The organism is Pseudomonas sp. CGJS7 (assembly GCF_036961695.1).
Map to the genome: position 1 here is coordinate 81,799 of NZ_JBAMDI010000025.1, position 18,305 is coordinate 100,103.

10 protein-coding genes are annotated in these 18,305 nt (G+C 65.6%); 7 read left to right on the forward strand and 3 right to left on the reverse strand.

What is annotated here, in order from left to right; genetic code table 11:
• Nucleotide 1: 1 nt before the first annotated feature.
• Nucleotides 2-1,405, forward strand: a complete 1,404-nt coding sequence (locus V7787_RS17295) for an efflux transporter outer membrane subunit (RefSeq protein ID WP_336088754.1) — start codon at nt 2-4, stop codon at nt 1,403-1,405.
• Nucleotides 1,406-1,545: 140 nt separating this feature from the next.
• On the opposite strand, the gene pvdP is transcribed toward V7787_RS17295, so the two are convergent.
• Nucleotides 1,546-3,174 carry a pyoverdine maturation tyrosinase PvdP gene (pvdP, locus tag V7787_RS17300; protein ID WP_064493130.1) on the reverse strand — a complete coding sequence of 543 codons (1,629 nt, stop codon included), beginning with the start codon at nt 3,172-3,174 and terminating at the stop codon, nt 1,546-1,548.
• A 220-nt stretch (nt 3,175-3,394) separates the two neighbouring features.
• On the opposite strand from pvdP, the gene pvdM reads away from it, so the two are divergent.
• The 6 genes from pvdM (at nt 3,395) to V7787_RS17330 (ending at nt 12,691) form a co-directional block, all read left to right on the forward strand.
• A complete protein-coding gene (gene pvdM / locus V7787_RS17305) occupies nt 3,395-4,741 on the forward strand; it encodes a pyoverdine-tailoring dipeptidase-like protein PvdM (protein WP_336088755.1) in 1,347 nt (448 codons plus the stop codon).
• Between the two features lie 16 nt (nt 4,742-4,757).
• Nucleotides 4,758-6,032: a pyoverdine-tailoring periplasmic protein PvdN gene (gene pvdN, locus V7787_RS17310; RefSeq protein WP_064493128.1), complete on the forward strand. Its 1,275-nt coding sequence runs from the start codon at nt 4,758-4,760 to the stop codon at nt 6,030-6,032.
• A 14-nt stretch (nt 6,033-6,046) separates the two neighbouring features.
• A complete protein-coding gene (gene pvdO / locus V7787_RS17315) occupies nt 6,047-6,907 on the forward strand; it encodes a dihydropyoverdine dehydrogenase (RefSeq protein ID WP_051101450.1) in 861 nt (286 codons plus the stop codon).
• A 115-nt stretch (nt 6,908-7,022) separates the two neighbouring features.
• Nucleotides 7,023-8,357: a lysine N(6)-hydroxylase/L-ornithine N(5)-oxygenase family protein gene (locus V7787_RS17320; protein WP_336088756.1), complete on the forward strand. Its 1,335-nt coding sequence runs from the start codon at nt 7,023-7,025 to the stop codon at nt 8,355-8,357.
• 16 nt (nt 8,358-8,373) lie between these two features.
• Nucleotides 8,374-10,023, forward strand: a complete 1,650-nt coding sequence (locus V7787_RS17325; RefSeq protein ID WP_064493126.1) for a cyclic peptide export ABC transporter — start codon at nt 8,374-8,376, stop codon at nt 10,021-10,023.
• A 241-nt stretch (nt 10,024-10,264) separates the two neighbouring features.
• Nucleotides 10,265-12,691, forward strand: coding sequence for a TonB-dependent siderophore receptor (locus V7787_RS17330; RefSeq protein ID WP_064493125.1), 2,427 nt, complete (start codon nt 10,265-10,267; stop codon nt 12,689-12,691).
• A gap of 203 nt (nt 12,692-12,894) precedes the next feature.
• Here V7787_RS17330 and V7787_RS17335 read toward each other — a convergent pair whose 3' ends face one another.
• Nucleotides 12,895-13,848: an alpha/beta hydrolase gene (locus tag V7787_RS17335; protein ID WP_198747612.1), complete on the reverse strand. Its 954-nt coding sequence runs from the start codon at nt 13,846-13,848 to the stop codon at nt 12,895-12,897.
• 55 nt (nt 13,849-13,903) lie between these two features.
• The coding region (locus V7787_RS17340; protein WP_336088757.1) for an amino acid adenylation domain-containing protein at nt 13,904-18,305 on the reverse strand (4,402 nt) is incomplete at its 5' end.

Below are 18,305 nucleotides of genomic sequence, written 5' to 3' on the forward strand. Positions count from 1 at the left end.
CATGACATTGCCAAGCCGCATCAGCCTGTTGACCCTCAGCCTGGCCCTGGCCGCCTGCAGCACACCGCCCGCCCCCGAGGTCGGTATTGCCGCGCCGCCAACCTGGCAATCCCGTGCCGACGCTCCCAGCCAGACCCTGCCGGATGCCCATTGGTGGCAAGCCTTCGCCAGCCGCGAGCTGGACCGCCTGATCGAACGCGCCCGGCACAACAGCCACGACCTGGCCGCCGCCGCGGCACGGGTGCGCCAGGCCCAAGCCCAAGCCGTGATCACCGGCGCTCCGCTGCTGCCGGAACTGACGTTCGGCCTGGACGGCAGCCGTCAGCGCCTGTTGCGCGGCGACGGCAACGACCAACTCGACGCCAGCAGCAGCGAGCGCACCAGTACCTCATTCGGCACACGCTTGAGCGCCAGCTACGAGGTCGATTTCTGGGGCGGCATCCGCGCCGCCCGCGACAGCGCCCTGCATGGCCTGGACGCCAGCCGCTTCGATCGCCAGACGGTGGAGCTGACCCTGACCAGCGCCGTCGCCGATAGCTACCTACAGGGCCTGGCCCTGGAGGAACAGCTGCGTATCGCTCGCCTCAACCTCAAAAACGCCCGGGACGTACTGGGCCTGGTCGAGGCACGCCAGCGTTCTGGCTCGGCCACGCGACTGGAGCTGGCGCAGCAACGCAGCCTGGTGGCGGCACAAGAGCGCCAGGTGCCCCTGCTGGAGCAGCAATGGCAGGACAACCGGGTAACCCTCGCCACCTTGCTCGGTGATCCGGTGCAGGCATTGCCGGACACCAACGAATCGATCGGCGCCCTGCGCTGGCCGGCGATCGGCAGCGGCGTCCCCAGCGACCTGCTCGGCCGGCGCCCCGACATTGCCGCCGCCGAGGCCCGACTGGCCGCCGCCAGCGCCAACGTACAAGTGGCGAGGGCCGCCATGTTGCCCAAGCTGACCCTGGGAGCGGACCTGGGCAGCGGTGCACGGACCTTCGGCGATATTCTCGACAGCCCCTTCTATACCCTGACTGCCGGCATTGTCGCACCCATCTTCAACAACGGCCGCCTGCGCGCCGAACGCGAACTGGCCAGTGCCGAACAGGAAGAGCTGCTGCACGACTATCGCACCGCAATCCTGGCAGGCTTCGCCGACGTGGAAAAAGCGCTCAATGCGATCCATGGCGTAGACCGCCAGCAGCAGTGGCAGGACCAGGAGGTACAGGAAGCCCGCACCGCCTTCGACCTTGCGCAGCAGCGCTACAGCGCCGGCGCCGAGACGTTGCTGACCGTGCTGGAAACCCAGCGCACGCTGTATGTCGCCCAGGACCAACAGGCGCAACTGCACCTGGCTCGACTGCAGGGCAGCGTAGCGTTGTACAAGGCATTGGGAGGTGGCTGGCAGGTCGAGCGCTGATGCCTGTCAGATAGCGTCAAGGGGCTGGGTGATCTCCCACAGGTAATTACGCGATTCCTGTGGGAGCTGGCTTGCCGGCGATGGGCCGCAAAGCGGCCCAAGATTACCTAACACTGGCATTAGGCTAAACCCGCACGGTGTCAGCGCCGCGCCAGTTTCAGGTTGCGGGCATACCAGGGCCGCTGCGGCACCTTCGGCCGCAAGCTGGCAAACAGGTCGTCATCAGCGAAGATGATACGCAGCGCCAGCTTCATGGTCTCTGGGTCCATCTCCACACTGCGGCCCGGCCGCAGCCCCGGCACAGTCGAACAGCCATGGGTATCCGGCCCCAGCCATGGGTCGGCTACCTCTACCCAACGCCCCGGCGCGAACCACGGTACACCGTTGACCTCGGTGCGCCGCACCTGGCCGGGATGCGCGCGTTCATGGGCGCGGAACCAATCTTCGATACGGTCATCGATCCAACCATGGAAGTGCCAGAACACCGGGTTTACATGGGACGAGAACGGGTCGCCGAGAAAGTCGTTTTCCGCTTCGAACCAGCGTGCGGCAAAGTCCTCCGGCTGGCGCGCGAACGGCACCGGCAAGCCGCTGGACGGGTCGCGCGGCACCGAGGCCCAGCGCATGTGCAACCAATCGTGAAGGCCCAACTCCATCTGCGAACCGAACTGCCCTAGGGTGAGGGTGCTCAGGTAATGCGGGTCGGTGTACCTCGACTCCCAGACCTGAAAGTTACCGTGGAAGGTATCCGGCGTCTTGATATCGCGCACCCACTGGGTATAGGCGGCATCGTCCGAAGCCAGCCAGGTGGGTGGCAAGGCCGTACCGTCATGGTTGTCGAAATAGCTGGCGAAGCCGACGCGGTCGCGTTCGAGCTCTGGCTGCGGGAGTGGGAAACGCGCCCATGACGGCAGGTCCTGGATGGCCCGAGCGGCACGCAGCATGTGTCGGTGCATGAAGAAAAAGTCCTCGCCCGAGCCATTGCGATCCTTGTGCCGGCCACGGGCGTCACGCTCCTGGTCGCGCGGCCCAGGCTGCCAACCCAAGCCGCGTAGGGCCGCCTGCTTGTCCTTGTCGAGGTTGTGCCACTTGTCACGCGAGGCATGCCACAACTGGTGGAACAGACGGTGCTCCGGCGCAATCAGCCAAGCCAGCAAGGCCGAGGACAAAGGCGTGCGCTCGCGTGCCTCGGGGAAACTGCGCTTGAGCGCAAGAAATTTGTTGTCCTGCACGGGTAGGGTCAACGAACGCCCCAGCGCCGCGATGCGCCCATTCAGGGTGGCCTGCCCGGCATTACCGAACCCACCCCAGACTTCGTCGAGCACCACCGTGCACTGGTAGCCCGCCTGGTCTTCCCCCGGCCAGGTAGGAAACAGCCGCCAACGCAAGGCCCTGTTCGTATCCACCAGCAGGTCACCAAGCACTCGGTAACGTGGCTCCTCGGAGCCACGCAGGCGCTCAGGCGTGTCCAGGTAACCACGCAGGCCGCGGCCACTTGGGGCAACATCGAGAAACATTTCCAACTCACCCTCAGGCAGGCCGGGCAGCCCGGCATCTTCCCCTTGCAGGGTAAAACGCCAGATACCGCGCAAGGTGTCGCCCAATTGCTGCAGCGCCGCGTCGGCCAGTTCCACCACCGCCTCGCCGGGGGTTTCCGGAAACTGCTCGTCAAACCGCTGGCGTTGCACGTGCTGCGCATACATCGCGCCGGGCACCGCCACGCCTGCCAATGCCACACCGGCGATGAACCCGCGTCGAGAAATCGTCATTGCAACTACCTGAGCATTCATTGCGGCCGTGGAGCACGGCCCGTCCAAGGCTAAAACGTTGCGCCACCGGCGAAATTTAGCGCCAGGCGTGACTCCGCCTGGTTCGAAGCTGGCGATAAATTTGCCCGGCCGTCGCTCGTTCACCTGATACCCAAGCCCTGCCCAAGCAGCACGCTTCATGTCGGCAGGCCGCCCCGATCAATCGTGCAACGAGATGGCAATGACCAAGACCCGTTCCCGCAAGGCCCTGTACATCGGCCTACCCCTGGCCCTGGTGGCCGCCCTGGGGGGTGCCGCCGGCTATTTCTTCTGGCAACAGCAGCACGCCGGCTACCCGCTGAAAATCGTGCAACAGGCCAACAACCTGCACGAGCACATGCTGTCGTTCGACAGCCATGTCACCGTGCCCCTCGAACTGGGCAGCGCCGGCCACGAAATCGACAAGGACGGCCCGGGCCAGTTCGACCTGGTCAAGGCCAACCGTGGTCGCCTGTCCGGTGCGGCGCTGACCATCTTCGGCTGGCCGGAAATCTGGAACGGCCCAAACGCCCCGCACCGCCCTACCCCCGGCTTCGTCGATGCCGCCCGGCAGGAACAGGAAGCTCGCTACAAGATCATCAGCGGGATGGTCCGGGACTTTCCCAACCAGGTCGGCATCGCCTACACCCCCGATGACTTCCGCCGGCTCAATGGCGAAGGCAAGTTCGCCATCTTCATCAGCATGCTCAACGCCTACCCACTGGGCCACGACCTGTCGCAGCTGGACTTGTGGGCTGCGCGCGGCATGCGCATGTTCGGCTTCAGCTACACAGGCAACAACGACTGGGCCGATTCCTCGCGCCCACTGCCGTTCTTCAACGACACCGCCGATGCCCTCGGTGGCCTGTCGCCGCTGGGTGAGCAGGCGGTCAAGCGCCTCAACGATCTGGGCGTGATCATCGACGTATCGCAGATGTCCACCCTGGCGCTTGAAGATGTCGCCCGCCTTACCCGCGCACCAATGGTCGCCTCGCACTCCGCGCCCCGGGCGCTGGTAGACATCCCTCGCAACCTCTCCGACAAGGAGATGCAGTTGATCAAGGACAGCGGCGGTGTCATCCAGGTGGTCGGCTTCGGCCAGTACCTCAAGCCCCTGAGCAAGCCGGTGATGGAAAAACTCGACACCCTGCGCGCGCGCTTCGACCTGCAACCCCTGCAGGGCCTGGCCAACGCCCTGATGCCGGGCGATGCGGTGATCGCCATCTGGCCCGAAGCGCGTTTCGGCGAATACGCAAGCGCGCTGTACAGCACTCTGGAAGAAGAACCCAAGGCTACTCTCGCGCAGTACGTCGACGCCATCGACTATACGGTGAAGAAAGTCGGCATCGACCATGTCGGCATCAGCTCGGATTTCAACGACGGCGGCGGCCTGGACGGTTGGAACAACGTCGGCGAAATCCGCAACGTCACCGCCGAGCTGCTGACCCGAGGCTACAGCGAAACGGACATCGCGAAACTCTGGGCAGGCAACTTCCTGCGCGTCTGGGAGCAAGTGCAGAAAGCCGCCCACCCCGTCGCCAACCGTTGAGTCGAGCCTGTCTTCCATGAGCAACCGTCGCACCTTTCTCAAGCAGGCTGGCCTGCTGGCCGCCAGCCTGCCGCTGCTGCCCCAGGCCCTGGCCGATAGCCCCGACAAGCCGCTGAGCGGCGCCGACAAATGGCGCAACCTGCGTGAGCTGTTCCCCCTCGCCCCCAACGTGGCGCACTTCGCCAACTTCCTGGTCACCGCCCACCCACGCCCGGTGCAGGCCGCCATCGACCGCCACCGCGCCGACCTCGACCGCAACCCCGCCGCGCTGATGGACTGGGAAAGCCAGTACGAATGGCAGCGCGAGGATGAAGTACGCGAGTGGGCCGCACGCTACCTGGAGGTCGGCCCGCGCCAGATCGCCCTGACCGGCAGCACCACCGAAGGCCTGGCGATGATCTATGGCGGCCTCAAAGTCGGCGCCGGGCAGGAGATCCTGATTACCGAGCACGAACACTATTCCGCGCAGAAGGCGCTGGAGTTCCGCAACCAGCGCCAGGGCACCGCGGTGCGCCAGATCCGCCTGTTCGACGACCCATGGACGGTCTCCACCGACCAGGTGCTGAGCACCCTCGACAAGGCCATCAAGCCCAACACCCGGGTGCTGGGCATGACCTGGGTGCACTCTGGCAGCGGCGTCAAGCTGCCGGTGGGCGAGATCGGTGAACTGGTGCGCCGACACAACCGCGAGCGCAGCGAAGCCGAGCGCATCCTGTATGTGGTCGACGGCGTGCATGGCTTCGGCGTGGAGAACGCCCGCTTCGCCGACTTCAACTGCGACTACTTCATCGCCGGTACCCACAAGTGGATGTTCGGCCCGCGCGGCACCGGGATCATCTGCGCCGCCTCCACCGGCATGCAGCACCTGGTGCCCAGCATCGCCACCTTCTCCCGCGATGAGGACTTCGCCACCATCATGACCCCGGGCGGCTACCACGCCTTCGAGCACCGCTGGGCCGCCGGCGAAGCGTTCAAGCTGCACCTGCAGTTGGGCAAGGCCGAGGTGCAGCAGCGCATCCACCAGCTAAACAGCCTGCTCAAACAGCGCCTGCTCGAGCACCGCCAGATCCAGCTGGTGACCCCGCGCAGCGAACAGTTCTCCGCCGGCTTCACCTTCTTCCGCATCAAGGATCGTGACGCCGACGCCGTCGCCGCGCACCTCACCACCAACAAGGTGATGTGCGACGCCGTATATCGCGACGTCGGCCCGGTGATCCGCCTGGCGCCAAGCCTGCTCAACGACGAGCAGCAGATAGACCGGGCCATGTCCCTCATTACCCAGCAACTTTGAACAAGGCATCTTCCATGAGCGCACCTCTGCACCGCCTCACCCTGGCCGCCGTGCTGGCCGCCTGCAGCCTGCCGGCCCTGGCCGCGCAGCCGTCGGACAAGCCCGGCACGGTGTTCCGCGACTGCGACAAGACCTGCCCGGAAATGGTCGTGCTGCCCGCCGGCACCTTCACCATGGGCACCCCGCCCGACGAGATGGGCCGCCAGGACGACGAAGGTCCGCAGCATCCGGTGACCTTCGCCAAACCGTTCGCCATCAGCCGTTTCCAGATCACCGCCGGTGAATGGGCCGACTACCAGAAGGCCACCGGCATCGTCATCGCCGACGGCGACGATCGTCCCGGACGGCGCTGCACCAACAGCAAGCCCAGCTACCAGCAAGGCCCTCGCCAGCCGGCGGTGTGCATGAGCTACGAAGACATCGAGCACTATGTGGCCTGGCTGTCGAAGAAGACCGGCAAGCACTACGCCATGGTCAGCGAAGCCCAGCGCGAATACGCCGCACGCGGCGGCAGCACCGGCATGTTCCCGTTCGAGCCGGACGCCAATCTCGAGATCAGCAAGAACGCCAACGTCTACGGCCCCAAGGACGGCTTCAGCTACAGCTCACCGGTGGGCAGTTTCCCGGCCAATGCCTTCGGCGTGTACGACATGCACGGCAACGTCTACGAGTGGGTCGCCGACTGTTACCACGACAGCTATGTCGGCGCGCCGGCCGACGGCAGCGCCAGGAAGGAAGCCGACTGCCGGCAGATCTCGATCCGCGGCAACGACTGGGGCGAGGCGCCGATCTTCTCGCGCTCGGGCAACCGCAACACCACAGTGCGCGACGACCGTGGCGACTGGATCGGATTCCGCGTGGTCCGCGAGCTGTAAAGCGCCCGGCGGCGGTAAATTCTCCGCCAGCAGGCTCGTTCCTATCGGTGTACTTGCGCAGGACACGGGGCGCCCTTCAGCGGCGCCCCACTCGACCATCCAAGGAACCGCAACCATGAGCCAGACCTCTTCCCCCGAAAAAATCCACGACCTCATCGGCGTCGGCCTCGGCCCTTCCAACCTGGCCCTGGCCATCGCCCTGGAAGAGCTCGCCGAGACCAACGGCCAGGCCCTCGACGCCCTGTTCATCGACAAGCAGACCGACTACCGCTGGCACGGCAACACCCTGGCCACCCAGAGTGAGCTACAGATCTCCTTCCTCAAGGACCTGGTTTCGCTGCGCAACCCTACCAGCCCCTACAGCTTCGTGAACTACCTGCACCAGAAGCAGCGCCTGGCCGACTTCATCAACCTGGGCACCTTCTACCCCTGCCGCCTGGAGTACAACGACTACCTGCGCTGGGCCGCCGAGCACTTCGCCACCCAGGCGGTGTACGGCGAGGAAGTGCTGCGCATCGAACCTGATCTACGCGAGGGCAAGGTCGACCACCTGCGCATCGTCTCCCGCGACCCGCAGGGCCGTGAAACCCAGCGCCGTGCCCGCTCGGTGGTGGTCGGCAGCGGCGGCACGCCGAAGATCCCCGACGCCTTCCGCGCCTTCAAGAACGACCCGCGGGTATTCCACCACTCCCAGTACCTGAGCGCACTGCAGCAGCTGCCTTGCAACGAAGGCAAGCCGATGCGCATCGCCGTGGTCGGCTCCGGGCAGAGCGCCGCCGAGGCCTTCATCGATCTCAATGACAGCTATCCATCGGTCAAGGTCGACATGATCCTGCGCGCCTCGGCCCTCAAACCGGCCGACGACAGCCCGTTCGTCAACGAGATCTTCGCCCCCGAGTACACCGACCTGGTGTTCAACCAGCCCCACGCCGAGCGCGAGAAGCTGGTCAGCGAATACCACAACACCAACTACTCGGTAGTCGACGTCGACCTGCTCGAGCGCATCTACGGCATCCTTTACCGCCAGAAGGTCGCCCATCAGCACCGCCACGCCGTACTGTGCCGCCGCACCATCGAAGATGTGGTGGAAACTGCCGCAGGCATCGAGCTGACCTTGCGCGACCTGGCCACCGATGTGCGCCAGACCCACCGCTACGACGCGGTGATCCTCGCCACCGGCTACGAACGCCGCTCGCACCGCGAATTGCTGGCGCCACTGCAGCAGCACCTGAAGGACTTCGAGGTGGACCGCGACTACCGCGCGCTGGCCAACCCTGAGTTCGGCGCCAACGTCTACCTGCAAGGGTTCTGCGAAGCCTCCCACGGCCTGAGCGACACGCTGCTGTCGGTATTGCCGGCACGCGCGGCGGAGATCGGCCAGTCGCTCTACCAGCACCTGGGCAAGCAGGCCAGCAACGCGCCGGCCAGCCTGCGCCAGACCTGCGCCTGAGGACGGGAACCAGCCGATGAGCACTTCCAACCGCGGGGCCCTGCGTGAATTGCTGGCCCTGCTCAGGCCATTCTGGCCGATCGTCACCCTGTCCATCTTCCTCGGCATGATCGGGGGCCTGAGCGTGACCACGCTGTTGGCCACCATCAACGGCGCGCTGCACGCCGAGGGCGACCTGGGGCACAGCCTGATCCTGGGCTTTGCCGGGTTGTGCCTGCTGGCACTGGTGAGCACGATCCTGTCGGATATCGGTACCAACTATGTCGGCCAGCACATCATCGCCCGCCTGCGTAAAACACTGGGGGAGAAGGTGCTCGCCGCGCCGATCGAGCAGATCGAGCGCTTTCGCAGCCACCGTCTGATTCCGGTACTGACCCATGATGTCGACACCATCAGCGACTTCGCCTTCGCCTTCGCGCCCCTGGCGATCTCGCTGACGGTGACCTTGGGCTGCCTGGGCTACCTGGCCATGCTGTCATGGCCGATGTTCCTGCTGATGCTGGCGGCCATCGCCGTGGGCACGAGCGCCCAGTACCTGGCGCAATCGGTAGGCGTGCGTGGCTTCATGGCCGCCCGCGACGCCGAGGACGACCTGCAACGCCAGTACAACGCCGTCGCCGGTGGCGCGAAGGAACTGCGCATCCACCGCCCACGTCGCCACCGCATGTTCGTGCATGGCATCCAGGCCACCGCGGATTTCATCTGCAAGACCCAGATCCGCGCGATCAACACCTTCGTGATCGCCAAGACCTTCGGCTCCATGCTGTTCTTCGTGGTCATCGGCGTCGCGCTGCTGATGCACGGTGCCGGCCCTGGACAGGACAAAGCGGTCATCAGTGGCTTCGTCCTGGTGCTGCTGTACATGAAAGGCCCGCTGGAACACCTGATCGGCACGCTGCCCATCGTCGGCCGTGCCGGCATCGCCTTCCAGCGCATCGCCGATCTTTCCCGGCAGTTCTCCTCCCCCGAGCCGCACCTGCTGCTGACCGACGCACCGGCTGCCAAGGCCACGGTGCGCAGCCTGGAACTGGTCGAGGTGAGCTACACCTTCCCAGCGGTGGGCGATGCCGCGCCCTTCCAACTAGGGCCGGTCAACCTGCGGATCGAACAGGGCGAAATTGTCTTCATCGTCGGCGAGAACGGCTGTGGCAAGACCACGCTGATCAAGCTGTTGCTGGGACTCTACGCACCACAACAGGGGCATATCGCACTGGATGACAAGATCATCGATGCCAGCGACAGGGACCAGTATCGCCAGCTGTTCACCACGATCTTCGCCGACTACTACCTGTTCGACGATGTGATCCAGGGTGAACAGAGCATTCCCGAAGATGCCAACCAGTACCTGGAACGCCTGGAAATCTCACACAAGGTGAGCATCCAGGACGGCAAGTTCACCACCACCGACCTGTCCACCGGGCAACGCAAGCGCCTGGCGCTGATCAATGCCTGGCTGGAGCATCGCCCGGTGCTGGTGTTCGACGAGTGGGCGGCCGACCAGGACCCGACCTTCCGCCGGATCTTCTACACCGAGCTGCTGCCCGACCTCAAGCGCCTGGGCAAGACCATCATCGTGATCTCCCACGATGATCGCTACTTCGATATCGCCGACCAGTTGGTACGCATGGAAGCCGGTCGCGTGGTCACCCAGCACGTCCCGGCCTGACCACTCCACGAGCGCGGCGCACGGCCCGGCCTGTCCGGGGCACGGCGCCGCGATCCGCCCGCAAGGAAGCTGGAACAGTCGACGCCATAGCATTAACGCTCGGGGTTTTCATCAGATAAATCGCAAAGGACAGATTGTTGATTCTGTTTTTCCGGTTTTCAATCCGTGATGCGTCTAATTATCAGTTACTGATTATTCCAAAAGAAAAACTGCCCACTTCCTTCAGGAGCCCCTTTCACCCATGCACCGCCCGAATCTGTCCCCGACCCCTCTGGCACGCGCCGTACGTCCATCGCAGTCGAACCGTACGGTACTGCCGGGCGCCCTGCTCGCCCTGATGCTGCTGGGGAGCAGCGCAGCGCACGCCGAGCAGGTCTCCGTCAACATCGCCGCCCAGCCGCTGTCCACCGCCTTGCAGCAACTGGGCCAGCAGACTCAGATGCAGATCCTCTACAGCCCAGAGTTGGTGCAAGGTTTGAAGTCCAGCCCGGTATCCGGCTCGCTGTCGACCGACGAGGTGCTGCAGCGCATGCTCCAGGGCAGCGGCCTGTCCTACCGCGTGGACGGCCACACCATCCTGCTGATGCCGCCACCCAATGCCGGCAAGGCCGCACTGGAGCTGAGCCCGACCTCGATTTCGGGCATGGCGCCGGGCTCGATCACCGAAGGCTCCGGCCTGTACACCACCTACATGTCCAGTAGTTCGACGCGCCTGAACCTGACCCAGAAGGAAACCCCGCAATCGGTCACCGTGGTCACTCGCCAGCGCCTGGACGACCAGAAGCTGACCAACCTGACCGAGGTGCTGGAGGCCACCCCAGGCATCACCGTGCTCCGCACCGGCATCGGCGCCGAGAACGACACCTACTGGTCGCGCGGCTTCCAGATCAACAACTTCGAGATCGACGGTGTTCCCACCTCCCCTCGCCTGGACAACACCACCCAGAGCACGGCGATGTACGACCGTGTCGAGATCGTGCGTGGCGCCACCGGCCTGATCAGCGGCACCGGCACCCCGTCGGCGACCATCAACATGATCCGCAAGCGCCCGACCGCGACCTTCCAGGGCAGCGTGACCGCCGAAGCTGGCAGCTGGGACCGTTACGGCACCGGATTCGACGTCTCCGGCCCTCTGACCGACAGCGGCAACGTCCGCGGGCGTCTGGTGGTCGACTACAAGACCCAGAACTCTTTCGTCGACCGCCTCGAGCAGGATACGCAGCTGATCTACGGCATCTCCGAGTTCGACCTCAGCGAAGCAACCATGCTGACCGTCGGTTTCAGTTACCTCAAGACCCAGGTCAACGACCCGCTGCGCACCGGCTTCCAGGTCCGCTACGCCGACGGCAGCAAGACCGACTTCAGCCGCTCGAAGAACAGTTCGCCGACCTGGTCGTACAACGACCGCAAACAGACCAATGTCTTCACCTCCCTCGAGCATCAGTTCGACAACGGCTGGAGCGGCAAGGTCGAGCTCAGCCACAGCGTCATGGACTTCGACGAGCTGATCAACTACATGAACGGCGAGATCAGTTCGGTGGACGGCTCCGGCGCCTACATGTACCCCAACCGCTGGTCGGGCAAGCCTCGCCAGAACAACCTCGACGCCTACCTGACCGGCCCGTTCACCCTGTTCGGTCAGGAGCATGAGCTGATCACCGGCGTCACCCTGTCCCGCTACACCGAGAACACCCCGGATCACGGTGGCTGGTTCGGTCCCTGGACCGGCTATGACGGCACCATCGACAATATCTGGGACTGGAAAGGCCAGGGCCCGCGCCCGGACACCACCACCGTCGGCAAGACCTACATCCAGGAAAACCAGTACGCCGCCTACATGACCGGTCGCTTCCACGTGACCGACGACCTGGCCGTGATTCTCGGCGGTCGCGTCACCGACTGGCGACGCACCAGCGACTACCAGAACTGGAACGATCCGACGCTCGACAACAAGAGCGACGAAAACCGCCACGGCGTATTCCTGCCCTATGCCGGCGTGGTCTACGACCTCAACGACACCTGGTCGGTCTACGGCAGCTACACCAAGATCTTCAACCCGCAGCCCTATGGCGTGCACGATGAGAAGTTCAAGGCCCTCGACCCACAGGAAGGCACCGGTTACGAGCTGGGCGTGAAAGGCAGCTTCAACGACGAAAAACTCAACGCCAGCCTGGCGCTGTTCCGCATCGAACAGGACAACCTGCCCGTCTATGTGCGTGCGCCGGACATCTACCGCGCCGAGCAGGGCACCACCACCGAGGGCGTGGAGCTGGAGCTCAACGGCGAGCTGGCCGAGGGCTGGCAGGCGTTCGCCGGCTACGCCTACAGCGTCAGCACCGACTCCGACGACAACCGCATCGTCACCAACAACCCCCGTCACAGCGCCAAGACCTTCACCACCTATCGCCTGCCCGGCATTCTGGACAACAAGCTGACCATCGGCGGTGGCGTGAACTGGCAGAGCAAGACCGGCCAGGACCTGCACACCTTCACCCAGGGCAGCTATGCCGTGACCAACCTCATGGCGCGCTACGACATCACCCAGAACCTGAGCGCATCGCTCAACCTCAACAACGTCTTCGACCGCAAGTACTTTTCCTACGTCGACAGCTGGGGCGTGTACGGCGCGCCCCGCAACTTCATGACCAGCGTGCAGTACAAGTTCTGACCGCAACCACGACCCAGGGCGCCAGGCCCTGGGTCGTGGGCCTGGCGCCACACCCCACGCAGCAACGCCCCCCTATTCGCGGGCAAGCCCGCCCCCACAGCCCCCCGTCACTCTCAAGCCATGTGCTCATCTGCACGAGCGGGCTTGCCCGCGGGGCAACGCAAAAGGGCCGCATAGCGGCCCTCGATATCCAGTGCAAAACATCAGTTCAAGGCATCACGCAGCACCTGCGCCAACCTCGCATACACCGTGTCGATCTCGGCCGTGACCAGGCGCATGCGCAGGAAGTCGTGCACCAACCCCTCGAACACTTCGCTGCTGACCGTCACCCCCTGCTCGCGCAGGTGACGCGCATAGGCCTGCCCTTCATCGAGCAGTGGATCGAAGCCTGCCAGGCCGATGTATGCCGGCGCCACGCCCTGCAAGCCGGTGGCCAGCAGCGGCGAGAAACGCCAGTTCGAGCGGTCCTCGGCCTGGCGCGCATAGTGATCGTAGAACCACTCCAGGGTGGCGCTTTCCAGCAGGTAGCCCTCGGCGAACAGCGTACGCGACTCCCAGCTCTTCGAGGCATCGGCCACTGGATAGCAAAGCAATTGCAGCCGCGGCTGGACAGGCCCACCCAGGTGGGCGGCGTCGATCGCCAGCACGCTGGCCAGGGTCGCGCCGACACTGTCGCCGCCCACGGCCACCCGGCTGGCATCCAGCCCCCACTCGTGCGCGTTGTGTGCCAGCCACGCCAAGGCATCGGCGCAGTCGTCCAGCGCCACCGGAAAGCGTTGCTCCGGGGCGCGCCGGTAATCGACGGTCAGCACCGCGCAGGGGGTGCGCGCGCAGAACTCGCGACAGACACCATCGTGCGAGGCGATGCTGCCCACCACGAATCCACCGCCGTGCAGGTACAGCAGCACCGGCAGTGGTTGCTCGGCAGGCGCGCAGGGCCGGTAAAGACGCAGCGTCAGGGTGGCGCCATCGCGAGCCTGGCAATGCAGGTCCTCGCTGTGCACCTGTGGCGCTTCCCAACGCATGCGCACGGAGGCCTGCTCGAAGGCGTCGCGCGCCTGAGCGGGGGTCGAGCGGTGAAAGGCCATGGACTGGCCATCGCCTGGGCTGGCGTCGACCAGGTCGAGGAATTCGGCAATTTCAGGATTCAGTGGCATGGCTCGGTTCCTGGGCCGGACGCACCCGCATCCGGCCTGTCAGAAGAAGGAAAATTCAGTTGGCCTGGACCTGCAGGCAGTGCTCGATCAACAGCACCAACTCGGCCTGGAACTGTTCCATGAAGGCCGTGATGGTGCCCTGGCGGAAGCGTCGGTTGCTGTAGATGCAGCGGAACGACAGCTTGCCGTCAAACACCTGGCCTACCACTTCGAGCCAGTTGGCCAGGCTCGCCTGCTGCGAGAAGCTGTCGCCAACGCTCTCCGGCGCGGGCAGGAACAGCGCCTGCTCGGCATCAAAGCTCTGGTCGAGCTGCCCCAGGTAGTTGAAGGTGACCTGCGCCTGCGGCAGGTCGGCCAGGCGCGCGCGCACCCACGGTTCGTCCATGTGGCGCAGCACGCCGTAGCCGATGCCCTTGTCCGGCACCTGGGCCAACTGCTCGCGAATCGCCACGATCGACGCCCCGGGCTCGGACACCGGGCTCAGGCGTACCGGATACATGCTGGTGAACCAGCCCAGGGTACGGCTCAGGTCCAGTTGCTCGAACAGATCCTCGCGGCCATGGCCTTCCAGCAGCACCAGCGCCGACGCACTGTCGTCCCATTGGCACAGGGCCCGGCTCAGCGCAGTCAGCAGCAGGTCGTTGATCTGCGTCTGGTAGGCCGCGGGCGCCTCCTTGAGCAACTGTGCGGTCCGTTGCGCATCCAGGCTGAACGCGGCCTCTTCGCGGTGGCACATGAGATTGCCGCCACGTGGGTTGTCACAGCGCAGCGGCCCGTCCTGCCGGTCGAGCTGCGCCACCCAGTACTCGAGCTCACGCTCGCGCAGGGTCACCGCATGGCCGGCCAGGCCAGCGGCCCATTCACCGAAGCTGCTGGTGCGCAGCGGCAGCTGCGGCTCCCGTTCGGCGAGGAACGCCTGGTAGGCCTCCTGCAAGTCCTGCAGCAGCACACGCCAGGACACACCGTCGATTACCAGGTGGTGGATCACCAGCAGCAGGCGTACCTGGCCATTGCCCAGGGTCGCCAGCAAGCCGCGCATCAGTGGCCCCTGGGCCAGGTCCAGGCTGCGTTGCAGCTCATTGGCCAGGTCCTCCAGCGCCTCTTCGTCGGCCACCTCGCGCACCCACAGCAGCGGGTCGTCGCCCAGGCGCTGCAGGCACTCCTGCAACGGCTGGTAACGCTGGATCCAGCGCCCCTGCTCGTGGGTGAAACGCAGGCGCAAGGCATCGTGCTGGCCGAGCATGCAGGTCAGTGTGCGCTCCAGCGCCCGCGCATCCAGTGGCTGGTTGGCACGCAGGATCAACGCCTGGTTGAAGTGTTCCGGCGCATGGGTCTGCGCGGTGAAGAACCACTCCTGGATCGGGATCAGCGGGAAGGCGCCCTCCACCACCACGGCCTGCTGCTCGCCGCTGACCCGCGACACGCCCTGCTGGTCGAACAGGTTGGCGATGGTCTGGCAACGCATCAGGTCGCGCAGCTTGAGCTCCAGTTTCAGTTGCGCATGGTTGCGCACCCGCGAAATAACCTGCAGGCTGAGGATCGAATCGCCACCCAGCTCGAAGAAGTTATCGGCGATCCCCACCTGCTCGACCTGCAGCACCTCGGCCCAGATCTGCGCCATCCATTGTTCCTCCTCGCAGCGCGGGGGCGCATGGCTGGCCAGGTCGAAGGAGGGCTCCGGCAGGGCCTTGCGGTCGAGCTTGCCATTGGGCGAGACCGGCAGGCGCTCCAGGCAGATCACCTGCAACGGCACCATGTAGGCCGGCAGCGTCTCGGCCAGGGCGGCCTTGAGCTGATCGCCGCGAACCTCGGCGGTGGCCGCAACGTAGCCGATCAACTGCTTGCCGGAGACGCCGTCGCGAGCGATCACCACGGCATCGCCGACACCCGGTTGCTGGCGCAGGCTGGCTTCGATCTCGCCCAGCTCGATGCGGAAGCCCCGCACCTTCACCTGGTGATCCAGACGCCCGACGTAGTCCAGTATCCCGCTTTGACGCAGGCGCACCAGGTCCCCGGAACGGTAGAAACGCGCACCAGGCTCACCGAATGGGTCCGGCACGAACCGCTCGGCAGTGATCGATGGTCGCTGGTGATAGCCGCGAGCCACGCCATGGCCACCGATGAACAGTTGCCCGGCGAAACCGACCGGCAATGGGTTGAGGTCATCGTCCAGCACCCGTAGCGAGCGCTGCCCCACGACCCGGCCGATGGGTGCGTAGGCCGCGCCGCAGGGCTCTTCGGCCGAGGCCTTCCAGAGCATCGGCGTGACTACCGTTTCAGTCGGACCATAGCCATTGGTGATGTAGCGTGGCCGCAGCACCTCGCGCACCTCGGCCAAGGTCTGCTCCGGCACCGCGTCGCCGCCCAGGCAATAGATACGCACCGGGGGCGGCTCGACACCGCTGCGCTGCACATATTCGGCCACCTGCTTCAGGTAGGCGGGCGGGAAGCAGGCGATGTCGACCCGGCCCCGACTCAGCGCCTCGCAGGTCTGCTGGGGCGTCCACAGTTCGTTGTCGCGCAGGATCAGCGTACCGCCCACCGCCAGCGTGGTTAGCCAGCGCTCGTGGGCGCCGTCGAAAGCGAACGACATGAAGTGCAGCTCTCGGGTGCCGGCCTCCATCTCGTAGAGCTCGGCGATGGCCTGGCAATGCATGCTCAAAGGTCCATGGCTGACCGCCACGCCCTTGGGCACACCGGTCGAGCCAGAGGTGTAGATCAAGTAGGCCAGGCTGTGCTCGCCCGGCACCGGGAACACGCTGGCCGGCGTACCGGCTTCGCACGCCAGGGTCGCCGGGTCGAGCGGTTCCAGGCCCTCGGGCAGGGCCAGGCGCTGCCCCAGGTCGGCACGACCGATCAGTTGGCGCATGCCGGAGTCCTGGATCATGAAGGCCAGGCGCTCGGCCGGGTAGTCCAGGTCCAGCGGCACATAAGCCCCACCGCTCTTGAACACCGCCAACAGGGCCACCAGCATATCCACCGAGCGTTCCAGGGCTACGCCCACCAGTACCTCCGGGCCGGCACCACGGGCGAGCAGTTGCCGCGCCAGCACGTCGGAACGGGCCTCCAGCGCCGCGTAGCTGAGGCTCTGGCCGGCACACTCGGCGGCGATGGCCTCGGGCCGCGCGGCCGCCTGGCGAGCGATCAGTTGCGCCAGCATCACCCGCTCGCCGGCCTGCGCCGGCACCGCGCCCCAGGCGTCGAGCGCCTGATACTGCGCCGGGCTGAGCCGTTGCAGGTTGCCGATGTATTCGACAGGGCTGTCGATCATCGACTGCAGCAAGGTCTCCATCAGTGCGCGAATGCCCTGCACGGCCTCGGGCGTGAAGTGGCTGCGCAGGAACAGGTACTCGATGGCCAGAGTCTCGCCGAGGGTTACCGCCAGGTCCATGGGGAAGTTGGTGACGTCGTGGCTGCTCGAGGCGCCGAAGCGCAGGCCGCCCTGGGCCTGTTCCAGGCGCTGGTCGATGGGGTAGTTCTCGAACACGATGATGCTGTCGAACAGGGCCTGGCCACCCTGCCCCGACCAACGCTGGATGTCGGCCAGCGGCGCATGGGCGTGCTCGCGCAGGTCCAGGTTGTCGGCCTGCAGTTGCTGCAGCCACTGATCCAGGCGCTGTGTCGGCTCGAGGGTCTGGATCACCGGCAAGGTGTTGATGAACAGGCCAAGCATGTGCTGAGCGTTGGCCAGGCTCTCGGGACGACCGGCCACTGTAGCGCCGAAGGCCACGCTGCGCTGTCCGGTGTAACGCTGCAACAGCAACAGCCAGGCACCCTGGATCAGGGTGTTGGCGGTAATGCCCTGGGCCCGGCAGTGCTGCTGCAAGGCGGCGGTGCGTTGGGCGTCCCAACGGGTGTACAGCGCCTCGTGCCCCGGCAGGTCTGCAGTGTGCCGCGGGTGAATCGACTGGCTCAGTTGGGTCGGCGCATCGAGCAGGCGCAGACGGCCCTGCCAGTAGTCCTGCAGGCGCCCCTGATCCTGCTCCTGCAACCAGGCGATGAAGTCACGGTAGCGGCCGCTGTCGCCGGTCACTTCACCGCTGGCGTAGTGCTGCAGCACCTCGCCGAACAACTGCGAACTGCTCCAGCCGTCCATGAGGATATGGTGGCTGGTCCACACCAGCTGGTGCTCGGCGTCGCCCGTGCGCACCAGCAACAGGCGTTGCAGCGGCACCTGGCCGAGGTCGAAGCCACGCTGCGCGCGGGCGACCGTCTCGAGGTCGGCGGCGGTAAAGGATCGTGCCCGCCAGTCGAGCATGGTCATAGCCACGTCGACGTGACGGTGCACCACCTGCAACGGCGCGCTCTGGCCGCCTTCCCAGTGGAAGGAGGTACGCAGGATCTCGTGACGGCCGATCACATGCTGCCAGGCGGCGCGGAAGCGCTCTTGCTCGAGCCCCTCGACCGGCAGGCTGAGCTGGTTGACGTACAGGTCGTCGCCTTCGTCGGACAGGCTG